The 15,766-nt window shown below is 50.3% G+C and carries 17 protein-coding genes; 1 reads left to right on the top strand and 16 read right to left on the bottom strand.

The genetic code is table 11. The annotated features are described in order from the left end of the window. The 14 genes from ptsG to yceD all read right to left on the bottom strand — a co-directional run bounded on the left by ptsG (window position 1) and on the right by yceD (window position 12,572). On the bottom strand, window positions 1–1,428 hold the full coding sequence (ptsG, locus tag BGK46_RS10340) for a PTS glucose transporter subunit IIBC (RefSeq protein ID WP_069589109.1): 1,428 nt from the start codon (window positions 1,426–1,428) through the stop codon (window positions 1–3). Between the two features lie 624 nt (window positions 1,429–2,052). Then, the gene (locus tag BGK46_RS10335; protein WP_069589108.1) at window positions 2,053–2,832 is read right to left on the bottom strand and encodes a TatD family hydrolase; all 780 of its coding nucleotides are present in this window, start codon (window positions 2,830–2,832) and stop codon (window positions 2,053–2,055) included. A 1-nt stretch (window position 2,833) separates the two neighbouring features. Continuing rightward, the gene (gene holB / locus BGK46_RS10330) at window positions 2,834–3,850 is read right to left on the bottom strand and encodes a DNA polymerase III subunit delta' (protein ID WP_175418652.1); all 1,017 of its coding nucleotides are present in this window, start codon (window positions 3,848–3,850) and stop codon (window positions 2,834–2,836) included. After that, window positions 3,823–4,461, bottom strand: coding sequence for a dTMP kinase (gene tmk / locus BGK46_RS10325; RefSeq protein ID WP_069589106.1), 639 nt, complete (start codon window positions 4,459–4,461; stop codon window positions 3,823–3,825). Before tmk ends, holB begins: the two co-directional genes overlap by 28 nt. Then, entirely contained in the window at window positions 4,458–5,474 is a 1,017-nt protein-coding gene (mltG, locus tag BGK46_RS10320) for an endolytic transglycosylase MltG (protein WP_069589105.1), read from the bottom strand. The genes tmk and mltG overlap by 4 nt, the downstream gene beginning before the upstream one ends. Next, entirely contained in the window at window positions 5,468–6,295 is an 828-nt protein-coding gene (gene pabC, locus BGK46_RS10315) for an aminodeoxychorismate lyase (protein ID WP_069589103.1), read from the bottom strand. The genes mltG and pabC overlap by 7 nt, the downstream gene beginning before the upstream one ends. Window positions 6,296–6,389: 94 nt before the next feature. Beyond that, entirely contained in the window at window positions 6,390–7,628 is a 1,239-nt protein-coding gene (fabF, locus tag BGK46_RS10310; protein ID WP_069589102.1) for a beta-ketoacyl-ACP synthase II, read from the bottom strand. A 92-nt stretch (window positions 7,629–7,720) separates the two neighbouring features. After that, the gene (acpP, locus tag BGK46_RS10305; protein ID WP_002541727.1) at window positions 7,721–7,957 is read right to left on the bottom strand and encodes an acyl carrier protein; all 237 of its coding nucleotides are present in this window, start codon (window positions 7,955–7,957) and stop codon (window positions 7,721–7,723) included. A 157-nt stretch (window positions 7,958–8,114) separates the two neighbouring features. Then, on the bottom strand, window positions 8,115–8,849 hold the full coding sequence (gene fabG, locus BGK46_RS10300) for a 3-oxoacyl-ACP reductase FabG (protein WP_069589101.1): 735 nt from the start codon (window positions 8,847–8,849) through the stop codon (window positions 8,115–8,117). Between the two features lie 70 nt (window positions 8,850–8,919). Then, window positions 8,920–9,846, bottom strand: a complete 927-nt coding sequence (fabD, locus tag BGK46_RS10295) for an ACP S-malonyltransferase (protein WP_069589100.1) — start codon at window positions 9,844–9,846, stop codon at window positions 8,920–8,922. A 19-nt stretch (window positions 9,847–9,865) separates the two neighbouring features. Further along, window positions 9,866–10,825, bottom strand: a complete 960-nt coding sequence (locus BGK46_RS10290; RefSeq protein WP_069589098.1) for a beta-ketoacyl-ACP synthase III — start codon at window positions 10,823–10,825, stop codon at window positions 9,866–9,868. 8 nt (window positions 10,826–10,833) lie between these two features. Continuing rightward, a complete protein-coding gene (gene plsX, locus BGK46_RS10285) occupies window positions 10,834–11,856 on the bottom strand; it encodes a phosphate acyltransferase PlsX (RefSeq protein WP_069589097.1) in 1,023 nt (340 codons plus the stop codon). Window positions 11,857–11,865: 9 nt separating this feature from the next. Next, entirely contained in the window at window positions 11,866–12,036 is a 171-nt protein-coding gene (gene rpmF, locus BGK46_RS10280; RefSeq protein WP_069589095.1) for a 50S ribosomal protein L32, read from the bottom strand. A 5-nt stretch (window positions 12,037–12,041) separates the two neighbouring features. Further along, window positions 12,042–12,572, bottom strand: coding sequence for a 23S rRNA accumulation protein YceD (gene yceD / locus BGK46_RS10275; protein WP_069589094.1), 531 nt, complete (start codon window positions 12,570–12,572; stop codon window positions 12,042–12,044). A gap of 276 nt (window positions 12,573–12,848) precedes the next feature. On the opposite strand from yceD, the gene BGK46_RS10270 reads away from it, so the two are divergent. After that, window positions 12,849–13,430 carry a Maf family protein gene (locus BGK46_RS10270; RefSeq protein ID WP_069589093.1) on the top strand — a complete coding sequence of 194 codons (582 nt, stop codon included), beginning with the start codon at window positions 12,849–12,851 and terminating at the stop codon, window positions 13,428–13,430. A gap of 141 nt (window positions 13,431–13,571) precedes the next feature. Here the strand turns inward: BGK46_RS10270 and BGK46_RS10265 are convergent, their stop codons facing one another. Next, window positions 13,572–14,294: an HAD-IA family hydrolase gene (locus tag BGK46_RS10265; protein WP_254659683.1), complete on the bottom strand. Its 723-nt coding sequence runs from the start codon at window positions 14,292–14,294 to the stop codon at window positions 13,572–13,574. A gap of 63 nt (window positions 14,295–14,357) precedes the next feature. Further along, window positions 14,358–15,311 carry a 23S rRNA pseudouridine(955/2504/2580) synthase RluC gene (gene rluC / locus BGK46_RS10260; RefSeq protein ID WP_069589136.1) on the bottom strand — a complete coding sequence of 318 codons (954 nt, stop codon included), beginning with the start codon at window positions 15,309–15,311 and terminating at the stop codon, window positions 14,358–14,360. Window positions 15,312–15,766: the final 455 nt, after the last annotated feature.

Genomic DNA, 15,766 nt, shown 5'->3' with positions numbered 1-15,766 from the left:
TTAGTGACTGCGCATCCAATCATCCATTTCCGTACGCAGGTTGTCTGATTTCGTACCGAAGATAGCTTGTACGCCACCAGATACAACTACAACACCCGCTGCACCAAGTTGCTTAAGCTTGTCTTGGTTAACAATTTCAGTGTCTGCCACAGAAACACGTAGGCGTGTAATACATGCGTCAAGACCTGTGATGTTGTCTTTACCACCGAAGGCTGCAACCAAGTCACCCGCTAGCTCAGAGCCAGTCGCTGTTGAGGTTTCAGTGGTTTCGTCTTCGCGACCTGGGGTTTTCAGGTCAAGAGCACGGATCACCACGCGGAATACGATGTAGTAAAGAACACCATAACCCAGGCCAAGCAGTACCAGTGTAGTCACGTTCTCAGCACGTGGCATTTGTACGATAAAGTCGATGAAACCGTTAGAGAAAGTATGGCCGTGTACCACGCCCAGTGCGTTGGTCAACACATAAGCCAAGCCCGCCATCACCGCGTGAATACCGTACAGTACAGGTGCGATGAACAAGAACGAGAATTCGATAGGTTCAGTAATACCAGTAAGGAATGAAGTCAGTGCTGCTGACGCCATGATACCCATGATTTTGGCGCGGTTTTCTGGTTTTGCAGAATGTGCAATCGCAAACGCAGCGGCTGGTAGACCGAACATTTTGAACAAGTAACCACCGGCTAACTGACCGAAGCCGTTGCCTGCTTCACGAGTCGCGTCGTTAGCGGTCAAGAAGCAAGTCATGATGCCATTCACTTGCTCGCCTGCATTGTTCACACAGCTACCTGCTTCGTAGAAGAAAGGTACGTTCCAGATGTGATGCAGGCCGAATGGGATCAATGCACGCTCTACAATACCGTAGATACCAAATGCGGTCACAGGGTTTTGCTCTGCAGCCCAGTGAGAGAAGGTAGCGATCGCACCACCGATTGGTGGCCAGATAACAGAAAGGATGACACCCAGTGCGATAGAGAGGAAACCGGTGATAATTGGCACCGAACGTTTGCCCGCAAAGAAACCAAGGTAGTCAGGCAGCTGAATGGTGTAGAAGCGATTAAACGTCCACGCAGCCACAGCACCGGCGAGAATACCGCCGAGTACACCCGTCTTGATTTCTTCAGCGCCCATCACAGGAGCCATCACGTTAAGTGTTGCCACCATGATGCCGTAACCGACGATCGCAGACAGACCGGAAACACCGTCGTTGTTAGTAAAGCCCAGCGCGACACCCACGGCGAACAGCAGTGCCATTTGGCCGAACACAGACCCACCAGCTTGTTCCATCAGATGAGAAACAATATCTGGCATCCAGCTAAAGTTGGCCGCACCAACACCCAACAATATACCTGCTACCGGTAGCACGGATACTGGTAGCATCAGCGCCTTACCGACTTTTTGCAGGTTAGCAAAGAGGTTTTTTGACATAGTCTTGCTCCTGACAAGGAAGTTAACAATGCATGCTCTCGTGGCTAACCATTCGGCTCCCCCGCTACAGGTGGCCCGAAAACGTCGGACGCCTGAGAGTCATTGCGATTTGTGATTATTGAACTCACCCAAACTATAAGGTGCGAATCATCACCCTGCCTACGTACGATGATTTTACTGATTAAAAAGTAAATATAGATCACAATTAAACCTGCTGACAAAATCAGCAAAAATACTCGTAAGTAAATGATTTTAAAGTTACTTTTATTTTAAAAAGCAAGAATTGAAAAAGTGCAACAAGTGCAATGAGAACAAAGTGGAAAGTTATTTTACGTAACGAATTAATACATTGCGTAATAGAGACACGGAAAAACCTATTACTTATAGAATTTCAATAACTTATGGCGTTTTTGATTCAAATCAAAAATCGATAACGACATTGTCAGCATGGTCACTTTGACGTCAATATGACGCAATTTTGACCAAAAAATAACAACCGTATCTGCATGTCATCAGGCAAGCCACATACATCATAAGGCGTGAAATGATTTTATTTTACCCGCCCGATATACAATGAAATGGCAAAAGAAGGAAAAGCCCGGCATTGTCGCCGGGCTTTTTGAATTAATTAGCTTTCGCACCGCTAAAAAGCGCAAAAAAGTTGCGGCTTGTGACATCACAAACCGTCTCAACCGTTTCCCCTTTAAGCAACGCGATATACTCGGCAACTTCCCGCACGTAGGCAGGCTGGTTTTGCTTACCGCGATAAGGCACCGGCGCTAAATAGGGCGAGTCAGTTTCTACCAACAAGCGCTCTAGCGGTAAACGGCGTACCACCTCTTTAAGCTCGGTCGCCTTATTAAAGGTCACGATACCTGAGATAGAAATATAAAAGCCTAGCTCAATAGCCGCCTCGGCCATCTCGTAACTCTCTGTAAAACAGTGTAGCACGCCACCAACACGTTCAGCCCCTTCCTCACGTAAAATCGTCAGTGTATCTTCACGTGCCGTGCGGGTATGAATAATCAGTGGCTTATTAAGCTCTACCGCTAAACGCACGTGCTGGCGGAAAATCTCTTGTTGCTGTTCGGCCAACTCGGGCTGGTAATGGTAATCCAACCCTGTCTCGCCAATAGCCACCACACGATCATCAGCGGCAAGGGCCTTTAAACGGTCATAATCGAACCCGTTTTCAATATCGAGTGGGTGAACACCACATGAGGCAAAGACTTCGGGGTAAGGACGAATCATCTCCAACATCGCGGGGAAGCTATCCAGCGTCACCCCCACCGAGAGAAAGTAATCGACACCTCTTGCCTTCGCTTTATCTAATACATCGGCGACATTCTGGTGTAGTGCGTCATAATCCAGTTTGTCGAGATGGCAATGAGAGTCTATTAACACGTTATTCTCCAATCGTTAATAACCACTGGCTAATCACAAGCTCAGTGTTTAGTCCTGAATGCTTGGTCAGTTGCCGTTGCATATGATGCAGCGCACGCAGCTGACTGTGTAATTGATGGGTTTGTAGCGCCTCAGCCACTTTCACTACCACGGGTTGGTGATGGTGATGAATGAGTGCATTGGTCGCCCCTTGGCGCCACTTCATCACATCAAGCAAAAAGTAGCTGGCCCAGTCCAAAGAAGCGGGATAGTGTGAAACCAACTGGTCAAGCGTGTCAAATAGGCCCGAGCGCGTCACCAAGTAGTCCGCTAGCTGAGTCACAACCGCATGGTGATGATCCAATCCCCCTTTGGCCACAAACTCCTTGGCCGCCATTGGTGCGCCACGATATAGCGCCACCGCATGATAAGGCACGTCTCGCTGCAATGCTTGCTCGACCCATTGCTTGGCAACCTGCATCTCCGGCTGGGGCGCTTTCCATACGCTGCAACGGCTGATGATGGTCGCCAGTAAGGTGTCTAGCGAGTCACTGAGCAAGACAAAATGACAGGCTGAGGGTGGCTCCTCAAGGGTTTTGAGCAATGCATTCGCGGCAGCTTCACCGAGCATCTCAGCCGGTTCGATAATAATGAATCGTGCACCACCCAGTTGAGACGTTTCAGTGGCTTTGCGTTGGCTTTGGCGCACCGCGTCAATACTGATTTGTTTGCCGGGTTTTTCTGGCTTCAGCCAATGTACATCCGGGTGATTACCAGCTGCATACAGTTGACAGCTATGGCAGTGCCCACAAGGCTGCTCTGTCTGTGTTTGGCATAAGCGTGTTTTTGCCAACAAGCTCACCAGCTCACCACGTCCGCTGCCGGTTGGCGCCGCGAGTAAAAGAGCATGCGGCAAGCGTTGTTGCGTCAGTAAGTGTTGCCAGTGAGACCACATTGGTGCAAACCAGGGCAACACCTCAGGTGCTGGGATAGATAGCGTTACTGCGTCACTCATGGCGTGTTTTGTGTCGTTAGCCATTGGGTTAAAGCCTGTTCAATGCTGCGAGAAACCGTGTCGAGCGACTGTCCCGCATCGATAGTCACCACGCTCGGATCCGCCTTAGCAAGTGCTAAATAACGTGCTCGTGTCCGTTCAAAAAAGTCGAGCTGCATGGTTTCAATTCGATCCAGTTCGCCACGACCGCGAGCACGCGCTAGCCCCTGACTAGGCTCAATATCCATATACAAGGTCAGCGAGGGCGAAAAGTCGCCCAATACCGTGGCTTTAAGGCTTTGCATCAGAGCTGCATCCATACCGCGGCCACCACCTTGATAGGCTTGCGAGGACATATCATGACGATCGCCGATCACCCATTGGCCATTCGCCAAAGCCGGCTTTATGACGTTCTCTACCAGCTGTACGCGCGCCGCATACAAAAGTAATAACTCGGCTTTGTCGGTGAGAGGCTCATCCGGATGACCTTGCTTAACCAAGGTACGCATTTGCTCGGCCAGCGGGGTGCCACCAGGTTCACGGGTGGTGATCACGTCATCGATGCCGTGCTGGTGTAGCACCTGCTTCACCTTTGCAATAGCCGTGCTTTTACCCGCTCCTTCGAGGCCTTCTACAACAATAAAATGGTTTTTCATTGGCTCTTTAACACTTTTAGGTAATCACGCACCGCTCGATTATGCTCGGCCAGCGTGGTAGAAAATTGATGGCCGCCTTTCCCTGTCGCGACAAAATAATAGTATTGAGTGGTGGCAGGCTGTGCCGCCGCCATCAGTGATGCCACACCCGGCATGGCGATCGGCGTTGGCGGTAGCCCTTTTATCACATAGGTATTGTAAGGCGTCGGGGTGCGTAAATCTCGCTTACGAATATTGCCATCATAGTTGTCACCCATGCCATAAATCACCGTCGGGTCGGTTTGTAAACGCATCCCCCGACGCAGCCGATTGACAAAAACCGAAGCCACTTTGGTGCGCTCGGCATCGATCGCGGTTTCTTTCTCGATAATGGAGGCCAAGATTAACAGCTCATACGGCGAGTCGATCGGCAGGTCATCAGCCCGATTTTGCCATGCCTTATTGAGCGACGCTTGCATCGCTCGGTATGCGCGACGCAACAAAGACAAATCCGTATCCCCCACATCGTAGACATAGGTTTCGGGGAGTAACAAGCCCTCAAGCTTGGTGTACTCAGCGCCTAACTGTTTGGCGATGTCAGCTTCATCGAGTCCCATCAATGTTTGTTCGAGATGTGGTGCCGATACCATTTGTGACTGCCACTGCGCGAAGGTGCTTCCCTCAATAAAGGTGATGGCATCTTGATATTGCTGTCCCTCACGCAAGGTGGCGAATGCCTCACTTAAGCTTTGTCCCGGATGAATTTGAAAGGTACCCGCTTGAATCCGTGTCAACTCAGGATACACCCGAGGCGCCACCTTGGCCCACACTGTCGCAGTCAGCCAGCCTTTTTCTTCAAACTGATTGATAACTTTATGATAATGCGCCCCTTTCTCAATTGTCACCAGTTGTGGTGACTCAAGGTTTAACGGTGACGCCACATAGGCTTTTGTCTGCCAAAGCGTCCAGCCTGCCAGCGCGACAAGCAGACACATGAGTAGGCTGATCAGCCCGAATATTCGCTTTTTTAGCACGCGTTTAACCTCTGCTGTAATGCGCTTGCCAGCGTATGATCAGAATACGATATGTGGTCAATATGATTCACAGGGACCACTTTCATTAGGGTATTGGTGATAAAGACTTCCTCAGCTTGATAAAGCGCATCCGGTCCTTGTTGCACCACGTGACAGTGATAGTCAGGGATGTCCTCAAGCATCGCAATAACGCGCTGACGCATCAGCCCATCCACGCCGGCATAGTGCAGAGCGGGCGTATACACATCGGCGCCTTGACGCCAAAAAAGATTCGATGCCGTGGTCTCGACAAGGTTGCCAAACAGATCGCATACCACCAGATCGTCGACGGTGGCTGAAGACAGCTTATTGCGTTGGTCAAGTTCGTGCTTGAGTAACACTTGCTCCAACCGATTCAGATGTTTCAGGCCTGCCAATGGGGAGGCACCCAACTGTCTTTCTGTGGTCGCCAACGAAATCCCGTGCTGCTGCCATTGATAGTAATGCTGAGGAAAAGCATAAAGGGTCACAATATCGGTTGGCTGCTGGCACCCTGCGGGGCTGTAGCCGCGCCCACCTTGCCCTCGCGTGATCACGATTTTGACCACCTGCTCTTGGTTTGACTGCGCACAAGCGTGAGCGACCGTTTGCTGTAGCCGTAACCAATCGACACCATCAATCGCGAGCTGTTGGCAGGTCGCCATCAATCGTTCGAAGTGCGCATCAGCCTGCTGCAGCACACCTTGAACACTCTGGCCCGTGGTAAAACAACCATCACCAAATTGCAGCCCCCGATCGCTGATCGGTACTGTTGCGCTCGGTTGTCCATTGACCCACTGCATGATGCCTCGTCACTCCACAAATAAAAACGGCCCGATAAATCGGACCGTTACTATATCAAAATCTTTAATCACTTTGCGCTCAACAAGCGCGCAATTAGATTTTCTTGAAGATCAGAGACCCATTGGTGCCACCAAAGCCGAATGAGTTACACAATGCGTAATCCATTTTCACGTCACGGGCTTCATGCGGAACATAGTCCAGATCGCAACCTTCGTCGACATTTTCAAGGTTAATCGTTGGCGGTACCGCTTGGTCAATCAATGACATCGCAGTGATGATCGACTCAACGGAGCCTGCTGCGCCAAGAAGGTGTCCTGTCATCGACTTGGTCGAAGACACCAGAACACGGTCTGCTGCGTCACCCATCGCACGACGAACGGCTTTACTTTCAGCCACGTCACCCGCAGGCGTCGATGTACCATGGGCATTCACATAACCGATTTGGTCTGGCGTAATACCCGCATCGCGAATCGCCGCTTCCATCGCTAATGCAGCGCCTGAGCCGTCTTCGCTCGGTGAGGTCATGTGATAAGCGTCACCACTCATGCCGAAGCCAACCAGTTCACAGTAAATTTTCGCGCCACGCGCTTTGGCGTGTTCGTACTCTTCCAGCACCATAATACCTGCACCGTCACCGAGCACGAAACCATCACGATCTTTATCCCAAGGGCGCGACGCCGCTTGAGGATCGTCATTGCGAGTTGACAGTGCTTTCGCCGCCGCAAAGCCGCCAATACCGAGCTCTGTGGAGGCTTTTTCTGCGCCACCGGCAACCATTGCGTCGGCATCACCGTACGCAATCATACGAGCAGCATGACCAATATTGTGAAGACCTGTGGTACAAGCCGTTGAAATCGAGATATTCGGGCCACGCATGCCATAGTTGATAGAAACATGACCGGCGATCATGTTCACAATGGTAGAAGGAACAAAGAAAGGACTGATTTTACGTGGGCCTTTTTCCACCAATGCACGATGGTTTTGTTCAATCAGACCAAGACCACCGATGCCAGAACCAATTGCCACACCAATACGGTGTGCATTGTTGTCATCTACAGCTAGTCCGGAGTCTTGAATGGCTTGAACACTGGCAGCAATGCCGTATTGGATGAACAAGTCCATTTTGCGTGCATCTTTCTTCGACATGTAATCTTCACAGTTGAAGTCTTTTACCATGCCGGCAAACTTAGTGGCAAAGTTGGTGGTATCGAAGTGCTCGATAGCCGAAATACCGCTTTGGCCAGCCAGCAGGGCCTTCCATGACGACTCAACTGAGTTACCCACGGGTGATAGCATACCCATGCCAGTCACAACAACACGACGCTTAGACACGATGATGTTCTCCGGAGAATATAAGTTTGGAAATTAGAATAGCTTAAAAAGAACACAGGCGGTCAAGGAGACCGCCTGGTGGGAATCAGGGATTACTCGGAAGCGCTAACTACGTAGTCGATAGCCGCTTGAACAGTGGTAATCTTTTCGGCTTCTTCATCTGGAATCTCTGTATCGAATTCCTCTTCTAGAGCCATTACTAGCTCTACGGTATCCAGAGAGTCCGCGCCTAGGTCGTCTACGAAAGAAGCTTCGTTTTTCACTTCTGCTTCGTCTACACCCAGTTGCTCAACGATGATTTTCTTTACGCGTTCTTCGATGTTGCTCATATTAATACTAGTCCTTACAAGATTCGCAGATGCGATATGTGCTGTAGTTTATTCATTAATGTGGAAGTTGCAAGACCCCCACCGCTGGTCAAACCACGATTTGGGGACAAATCAATCGGAGTTTGACGTGTGTCATTCGAGATTGCAACGTTAGAGATCAAATCATGTACATACCGCCGTTGACGTGCAATGTTTCGCCTGTGATATAGGCAGCATCGTCAGAGGCTAAGAATGCAACAGTTGCAGCAATTTCTCGAGGGTCGCCTAAACGACCAGCTGGCACTTGTGCCAGTGTTGCTGAACGCTGATCATCGTTCAGTGCTTTGGTCATATCGGTTTCGATAAAACCAGGCGCAACTGTGTTAACGGTGATCCCACGTGCAGCCACTTCTCGTGCCATGGATTTGGTAAAGCCTATCACACCCGCTTTCGCTGCAGCATAGTTTGCTTGACCCGCATTACCCATTACACCAACCACTGAGCCAATATTAATAATACGGCCACAGCGTTTTTTCATCATCGCACGTAATACCGCTTTAGATAAACGGAAAATCGACGTCAAGTTGGTGTCCATAATGTCCTGCCACTCGTCGTCTTTCATACGCATCAATAGGTTATCACGCGTGATGCCTGCGTTGTTAACCAGAATGTCAACATCGCCAAATTCTTTTTTAATTGTGTCGAGCACCTCAGCGACCGACTCCGGTGAGGTGACATTCAACGCCAACCCTTTACCCTTTTCAGCGAGATAGTCGCTAATCGCTGCTGCACCATTTTCGCTGGTTGCCGTACCAATCACAGTGGCACCACGCTCAGCAAGCAACTCTGCCGTTGCACGGCCGATGCCTCGGCTCGCGCCAGTCACTAGCGCTACTTTTCCGTCTAGTTTCATTCGGTTACCCTTTTAGTTGATTCTGCCGACCTCGGTCGGCAGTCACAGAATGTTATTGCCAGCTCAACGCTTACGCGTTGGCAGACGCTAAGCTCGCGCTATCGTTAACCGCCGCACTGCTTAGCGATTTATTGATGCGTTTTGTTAACCCAGTCAGCACTTTGCCCGGGCCAAACTCCAACAACTGCTCAACGCCTTCTGCAGCCATACGCTCCACAGTTTCTGTCCAGCGAACAGGGCCATACAACTGACGTACTAAAGCATCTTTGATCGCCGCCGGATCAGTCGGTGTTTCTACATCCGCATTATTGATCACTGGGATGTCAGGGGTATTAAAGCTCACTTGCTCAAGCGCTTGCGCTAATTTCTCCGCTGCCGGCTTCATCAACGCACAATGCGATGGAACAGACACCGGCAATGGCAGTGCACGCTTGGCGCCTGCTTCTTTACACAGTACATTGGCACGCTCAACCGCTTCTTTGTTACCTGCAATCACAACTTGGCCAGGCGAGTTGAAGTTAACGGGTGAAACAACTTGGTCCTGCGCGGCTTGCTCACAGGCTGCCGCAATCGCATCGTTATCCAAGCCAATAATCGCTGACATCGCCCCTACACCTGCAGGGACGGCTTCTTGCATCAACTGACCGCGCAGCTCGACAAGCTTAACGGCTTCTTTAAAGTCCAATACACCTGCACAAACCAAGGCTGAGTACTCGCCCAAGCTATGGCCTGCAAGCAATGACGGTGTTGCACCGCCTTGTGATTGCCATACACGCCAGATAGCGACAGATGCGGTCAGCAACGCAGGCTGTGTGCGATGCGTTTCATTTAAATCCGCTTCTGGCCCTTGTTGCACAAGCGCCCACAAATCGTACCCTAAGACTTCTGACGCCTCGGCAAACGTTTGTTGCACAACGCCATATTGGTCGGCCAATTCACTCAGCATACCCACGGCTTGTGAACCTTGACCGGGAAAAATAATCGCAGTAGCAGACATAGCTGTTTTCCTATTAATTTTAAAACCTTACCAGCGCGGAACCCCACGCAAAACCACCGCCAAAGGCTTCGAGTAACACGGTTTGTCCGCGTTGAATACGCCCATCCCGTACGGCTTCATCGAGTGCGGTCGGTACGGATGCTGCCGACGTATTACCGTGGCGGTCTAACGTCAATACCACTTGATCCATCGACATCGACAGCTTCTTCGCTGTCGCTTTAATAATCCGGTAATTAGCCTGATGCGGCACCAACCAATCAATGTCTGATTTTTCTAGTTGGTTGGCGGCAAGTGTTTCGGTCACGATATTCGCCAACTGGGTCACCGCGACTTTAAATACCTCATTGCCGGCCATGTACAGCCAAGCCTCATCGGCTGGTAAGGACTGACCACGCTCAGGGTATTTAAGTTTCAATAACTCACCAAATTTACCGTCGGCTTTGAGGTGAGTGGACAAGATGCCATCATTTTCATCGGCAGAAAGCACCACGGCACCAGCACCATCACCAAATAAGATGATGGTTGAACGATCATCAGGATCACAGGTGTGTGAAAGGCGATCAGACCCCACCACTAAGGCATTTTTAGCTAGCCCATTTTTGACATATTGGTCAGCGACACTCAGCGCATACACAAAGCCAGAGCAGGCTGCGGCAATATCAAACGCCGGGCAGCCTTGAATTCCGAGCATGGCTTGCACATCACAGGCCGCCGCTGGGAAAGCGCGTTCACCACTGGTGGTCGCTACAATAATCAGATCGATGTCATGTTTATCGATGGCAGCCATGTCAATTGCTTGCACAGCAGCTTGATAAGCCATTGAGGCAACAGTATCTGTTGGCGCAGCAATACGACGTTCTTTAATACCGGTGCGAGTGACAATCCACTCATCACTGGTTTCTACCATCTGTTCAAGGTCAGCATTGGTGCGAACCTGTTCAGGCAAGTAGCTGCCTGTGCCCAAAATCTTACTATACATGAAGACTACTAATGCCTCTCGAGAAGAACTGCCTCTAAACGGTCACTTATCTTGGTTGGTATCTGCCGTTCGACCTCGTGCACCGCTTCACAAATAGCATTTTCGTAAGCGGCGATATCAGCGCGTCCGTGGCTTTTGACAACGATGCCGCGCAATCCTAGCAAACTTGCGCCGTTGTACTGGTCGGGTTTCAGCTGTTTTAGTTGATTAAAAAGATCAGAAAATAGCCATTTCGCGATCCAGCGCTTGATGGGATGCTGATTGAGATGTGTTTTTACTTGGTTAATCACCAAGCTGGCGACGCCTTCACTGGTTTTAAGCGCGACATTACCGACAAAGCCATCACAAACAATGACATCAGTTTGGCCCGTGTATATTTGATCCCCTTCTATATAGCCGGTGTAGTTCACTGCTTGGCAAGATTGCAACATATCGGCACATCGCTTTACCAAGTCGTTTCCCTTGATCTCTTCTTCACCGATATTTAATAAGCCAATACGTGGCATACGCCCAAGCTCTGCTTGGGCCAACACAGCGCCCATGACCGCAAACTGAAACAGTGTATCTGCATCACAAGACACATTCGCGCCGAGATCTAACAACCATTTACGTTGTTGGTTTGCGCCGGGTAACGCGGTCACAAGCGCGGGGCGGTCAACGCCGGGAAGCAATTTTAGAAGGTGTTTGGAAAGTGCCATCAGTGCGCCGGTGTTTCCGGCACTGACGCAAGCATCTGCCTCGCCATGCGCCACTTTATCTAGCGCGATACGCATGGATGTGCCAGTGCTACGGCGTAACGCCGTTGACGGGCGCATGTCGTTAGGGATCACGTCTGGGGCATGAACGATGGAAAGTCGGGAGTGATTTTGTGCGTCGCATCGAGTGAGCTGTGCGACAATTTGTGCGTGGTCGCCCACTAAAATCACATTTAGGTCCGCAAAACGAGACAATGCCTGCACGGAGGCAGGCACTGTCACTTGGGGACCGAAATCCCCACCCATCGCATCAAGTGCAATGGTTAGCCCAGTCAAGGTTCAACCTTACTTGTTGATAACCTTGCGGCCACGGTAGAAACCATCAGCAGTCACGTTGTGACGCAGGTGAGTTTCACCACTAGATTTGTCTACTGATACTGCTTGAGTACCCAGTGCATCGTGTGAACGACGCATACCACGCTTAGAACGGGTTTTACGGTTCTTTTGTACGGCCATTGACCCTACTCCTCGTTACTTTGCTTTAAGTTTTTTAGTACGGCAAACGGATTTGGACGCTCATCAGCAAGTGGGATTTCCCCATACACCATGTTGTCAGCACTCACTTTACAGTCAGTGTCTTCGTGCATGGCGACCTGTGGCAAGGCCACAATCAACTCGTCTTCGACGAGCTGAATCAGATCAATCTCACCGTTTTCGTCGACTAATGCCGGCTCATAAGCATCCGGTAAGTTGCCAACCTGGTCTTCATTGAAAACCGGGCTATAAACGAATTCAGTTTCATAGCGATAGGAGAACGATTCCCAACAACGCTGACACTCAAGGCTTACTGTGACGGCCGCATGGCCAGACACGGTTTTTAACCCTTGGGCATCAATGTCGAAAGAAAGCGTGACCTCAGCATCACTATCAATGCTTTGGGCTGCCTCACCGAGGCGCGCCAAACGCGATTTATCTACGATGCCATCGTAGTCAAGCCGCTTTTGTGCACTGCGGAATGGATCAACCGTCAGCGGTAGCTTTACCTTCTGCATAGGGCGCGAATATTAGCCTCCAAATGCGCTGGAGTCAAAGAAAATGTTGCCTGTGCTCAGGCCCTTTATTGTCTTCTTGGCAAAAGACACAACGAATCACGATAGTAAGAAGGCTTTCCTCTCACCGTCTTCCCATCAACGCCTTGGTTCTGGCCGAGATCCGACCATACTGCATCATGCACATCGCACGTTGACGACTTTCAGGTTAGACTGAAACATGAAGATAAACCAAGCTTTTTGTGCGCATTAAGACTCACACACATTAAAGGACATGTCATGCAACCTAAAATCGTGTTGGCATCCAGTTCCCCTTATCGACAAGCGGTATTTAAGAAACTCGCCCTACCCTTTACCGCATTTTCACCCGCCATTGATGAGAGCCGGCAAGAAAATGAGCGCCCGACTGACTTGGTCGAACGTCTCGCATTAGAGAAAGCCATGGCGGGTATGCCTTTGTATGGTGACGCGTTGATCATTGGCTCTGATCAAGTCTGTGTGATTGATGAAGAGGTGCTCGGTAAACCCGGCACACGTGAAAAGGCCATTGAGCAATTGCTGCGAGCCAGTGGCAAGCAAGTCACTTTTTACACTGGTGTTGCGGTCATTAACAGTAAAACGGGCCACCATCAATCCGATGTCGAGCCCTTTCATGTCGACTTTCGTGATCTCAGCGAAGCCGAGATCACACGTTATATCGATAAAGAATTGCCGTTAGATTGCGCCGGTAGTTTCAAATGCGAAGGGTTGGGCATCGCGTTGTTTAATGCCATGCACGGCCGCGACCCCAATACCTTAATTGGACTGCCACTGATCCGCGTGCGCGAAATGCTCGAAAAAGAAGGCGTCTCGGTTATTTAACCCTGCAGAAAAGTGGCGCCTTGCCCAAATAAGTGTCTAAGGCGCCATCGCATGCCCCCGCAAAACCTGTCGCTTGGTACGGTGTCCCTTGTAAGCTGTGCGCCGGCGTATGGTGTGAAAGATCGCCGTTTTACCGGTGACTCATAGGATAAGGCTATTCAGTGAGTCAACCACAACAATCGGCGCGTAAGCCTGCAAGGTGTTTCGGTCGTGCACTCCCCATGTCACACCAAGACGGTCGACCATCGCATTCGCTGCCAGTTGCATATCATGATGTGTATCACCCACCATTAACGCCTGCGCTGCGCTGACACCTGTTTGCGTCAATATTTCTTCGATCATCTGCGGATCAGGCTTAGAGGCTGTTTCATCGGCACAGCGTGTCACTTCAAACAGGTCAGCCGTTCCTGTTTCGGCTAACGCTCGGTCAAGCCCAGCACGTGATTTTCCAGTGGCCACGGCGAGTTTGAATCCGTTTGCCTTTAATGCTCTGAGTGTGGCCTTCACCCCAGAATAAAGCTGGCACGGGGTTGGGTTATCATGCACAAACTGTTGACGGTAATGTGCAGTCCAGTGCGGATACCATTTAGGATCCGCGTCTGGATACAACAACGAATAGCCCTTCTCTAAACTCAACCCAATCATTTGTTTGAGTTGTTCCGGCGCAAGCGTGGGTAGATGACCGGTGAGCGCAGCCGCGGCCTCTAAGCTCGAGACAATCCGTCCGATAGAGTCCATGACGGTGCCATCCCAATCAAAGATAAGCAGCGAATAGGGTCTAAGTAACGGATGCACCGAGAGTGATTGCTCACCCTCACTCATCGCCGTCATCTCTTGCACTATCACTTGTCCGCTTTCACTCATGCATGCCTCACTATTCCACTACTTATTATCGGAAATTGTCTGATAGGGACCGTCCGGTTGCGCTTATTTACCGGTTTTCTTCCGCAACCCCTCAAGCGCACGTTGTAACTTTGCTTCCATCGGCGCGTCGAGATCCATGGTCTCTTCACGGCCCGGATGCACAAAGCGAATTTTCGCCGCATGCAGGAAGAGTCGATTAAGCCCGACTTGTTTGGTGTAAGCATCAAAGCGCGGATCACCATAGCGATCATCCCACGCGAGTGGATGACCCATGTACTGCGCATGCACGCGAATCTGGTGCGTTCGTCCCGTCACTGGGCTAGCCTGCACCAGTGTTGCCTCCGCAAAACGCTCGATCACCTTAAAGCGGGTTTCCGATGGCTTACCATTGGGGTTCACACGCACAATGCTATTTACTTCATTTTTTAATAGAGGTGCCGTGACTTTACGCTGTTTCGCAGGCCACTCCCCCATCACGAGCGCGTAGTAATCTTTCCGCACTGTCTTTTCACGAAATTGTGCTTGGAGATGGCGCAATGCCGAGCGTTTTTTCGCAATCAGCAAGATCCCAGATGTATCACGGTCAATACGATGCACCAACTCTAAAAAACGCGCTTTAGGGCGTAACGCACGCATGGCTTCGATAGCGCCAAACTGTAGCCCACTTCCGCCGTGCACCGCAGTGCCCGATGGCTTATTCAACACCAATAGATGTTCGTCTTCATAAAGAATGCAGTTTTCTAACTCTGCCACTTTGTCTAGCTTTGTACTTGGCGCCACTTGCTCATCGCGCTCAGGAAGCCGAATAGGCGGCACGCGGATCAGATCGCCCGCTTGAAGCTTATATTCTGGTTTTATTCGTTTTTTGTTAACTCGCACCTCTCCTTTACGAAGAACGCGATAAATCATACTTTTTGGGACATTTTTCAGCTGATTTCGCAGAAAATTGTCGATACGTTGGCCGGCGATGTCATCGTCAATTTCGATAAATCGCACTTTTGATTTTTGTTCTGTCATAGCGAGTGATTGTACCTCTAAGCGACGGGACATGCACCTATCTAAACCCCGCCTTCAACGCCGCTGAATACATGGCAGCAAAGATAATCGTGCAAAAAACGCGCACATTCGTCCGCTTTTTCTACCAACCCGACACAAGCAGCGAAAGCCGATTGCTGGACTCTGGTCTGGCTGCTATAGTTGCGGCGTTAGTCAGAAAAGGGAATCACTTTTCGGCGACATAACGGGCTTGCCTGTTAAAATATCCATAATTTCGAATGCTTTTCGTGCTTTACGCAGCACTCGGCGTAAGACGTAAGCCAAAAGCACCCGTTAGTGTGTTGACACGATGGCTGTTTGCCAGTGTCAGAGATATCCGCCATGAGTTTAAACACGGCGGACGCCAACTGCATAATCCGGTGAGCCACAATAACCGTCGCAGCTGGCCGATAAAAATTTGCCCGAGCGCACCCCTG

The sequence above is a fragment of the Salinivibrio sp. SS2 genome (assembly GCF_001722075.1).
Classification (GTDB): domain Bacteria; phylum Pseudomonadota; class Gammaproteobacteria; order Enterobacterales; family Vibrionaceae; genus Salinivibrio; species Salinivibrio proteolyticus.
This window is presented reverse-complemented; position numbering and strand designations above follow the sequence as displayed.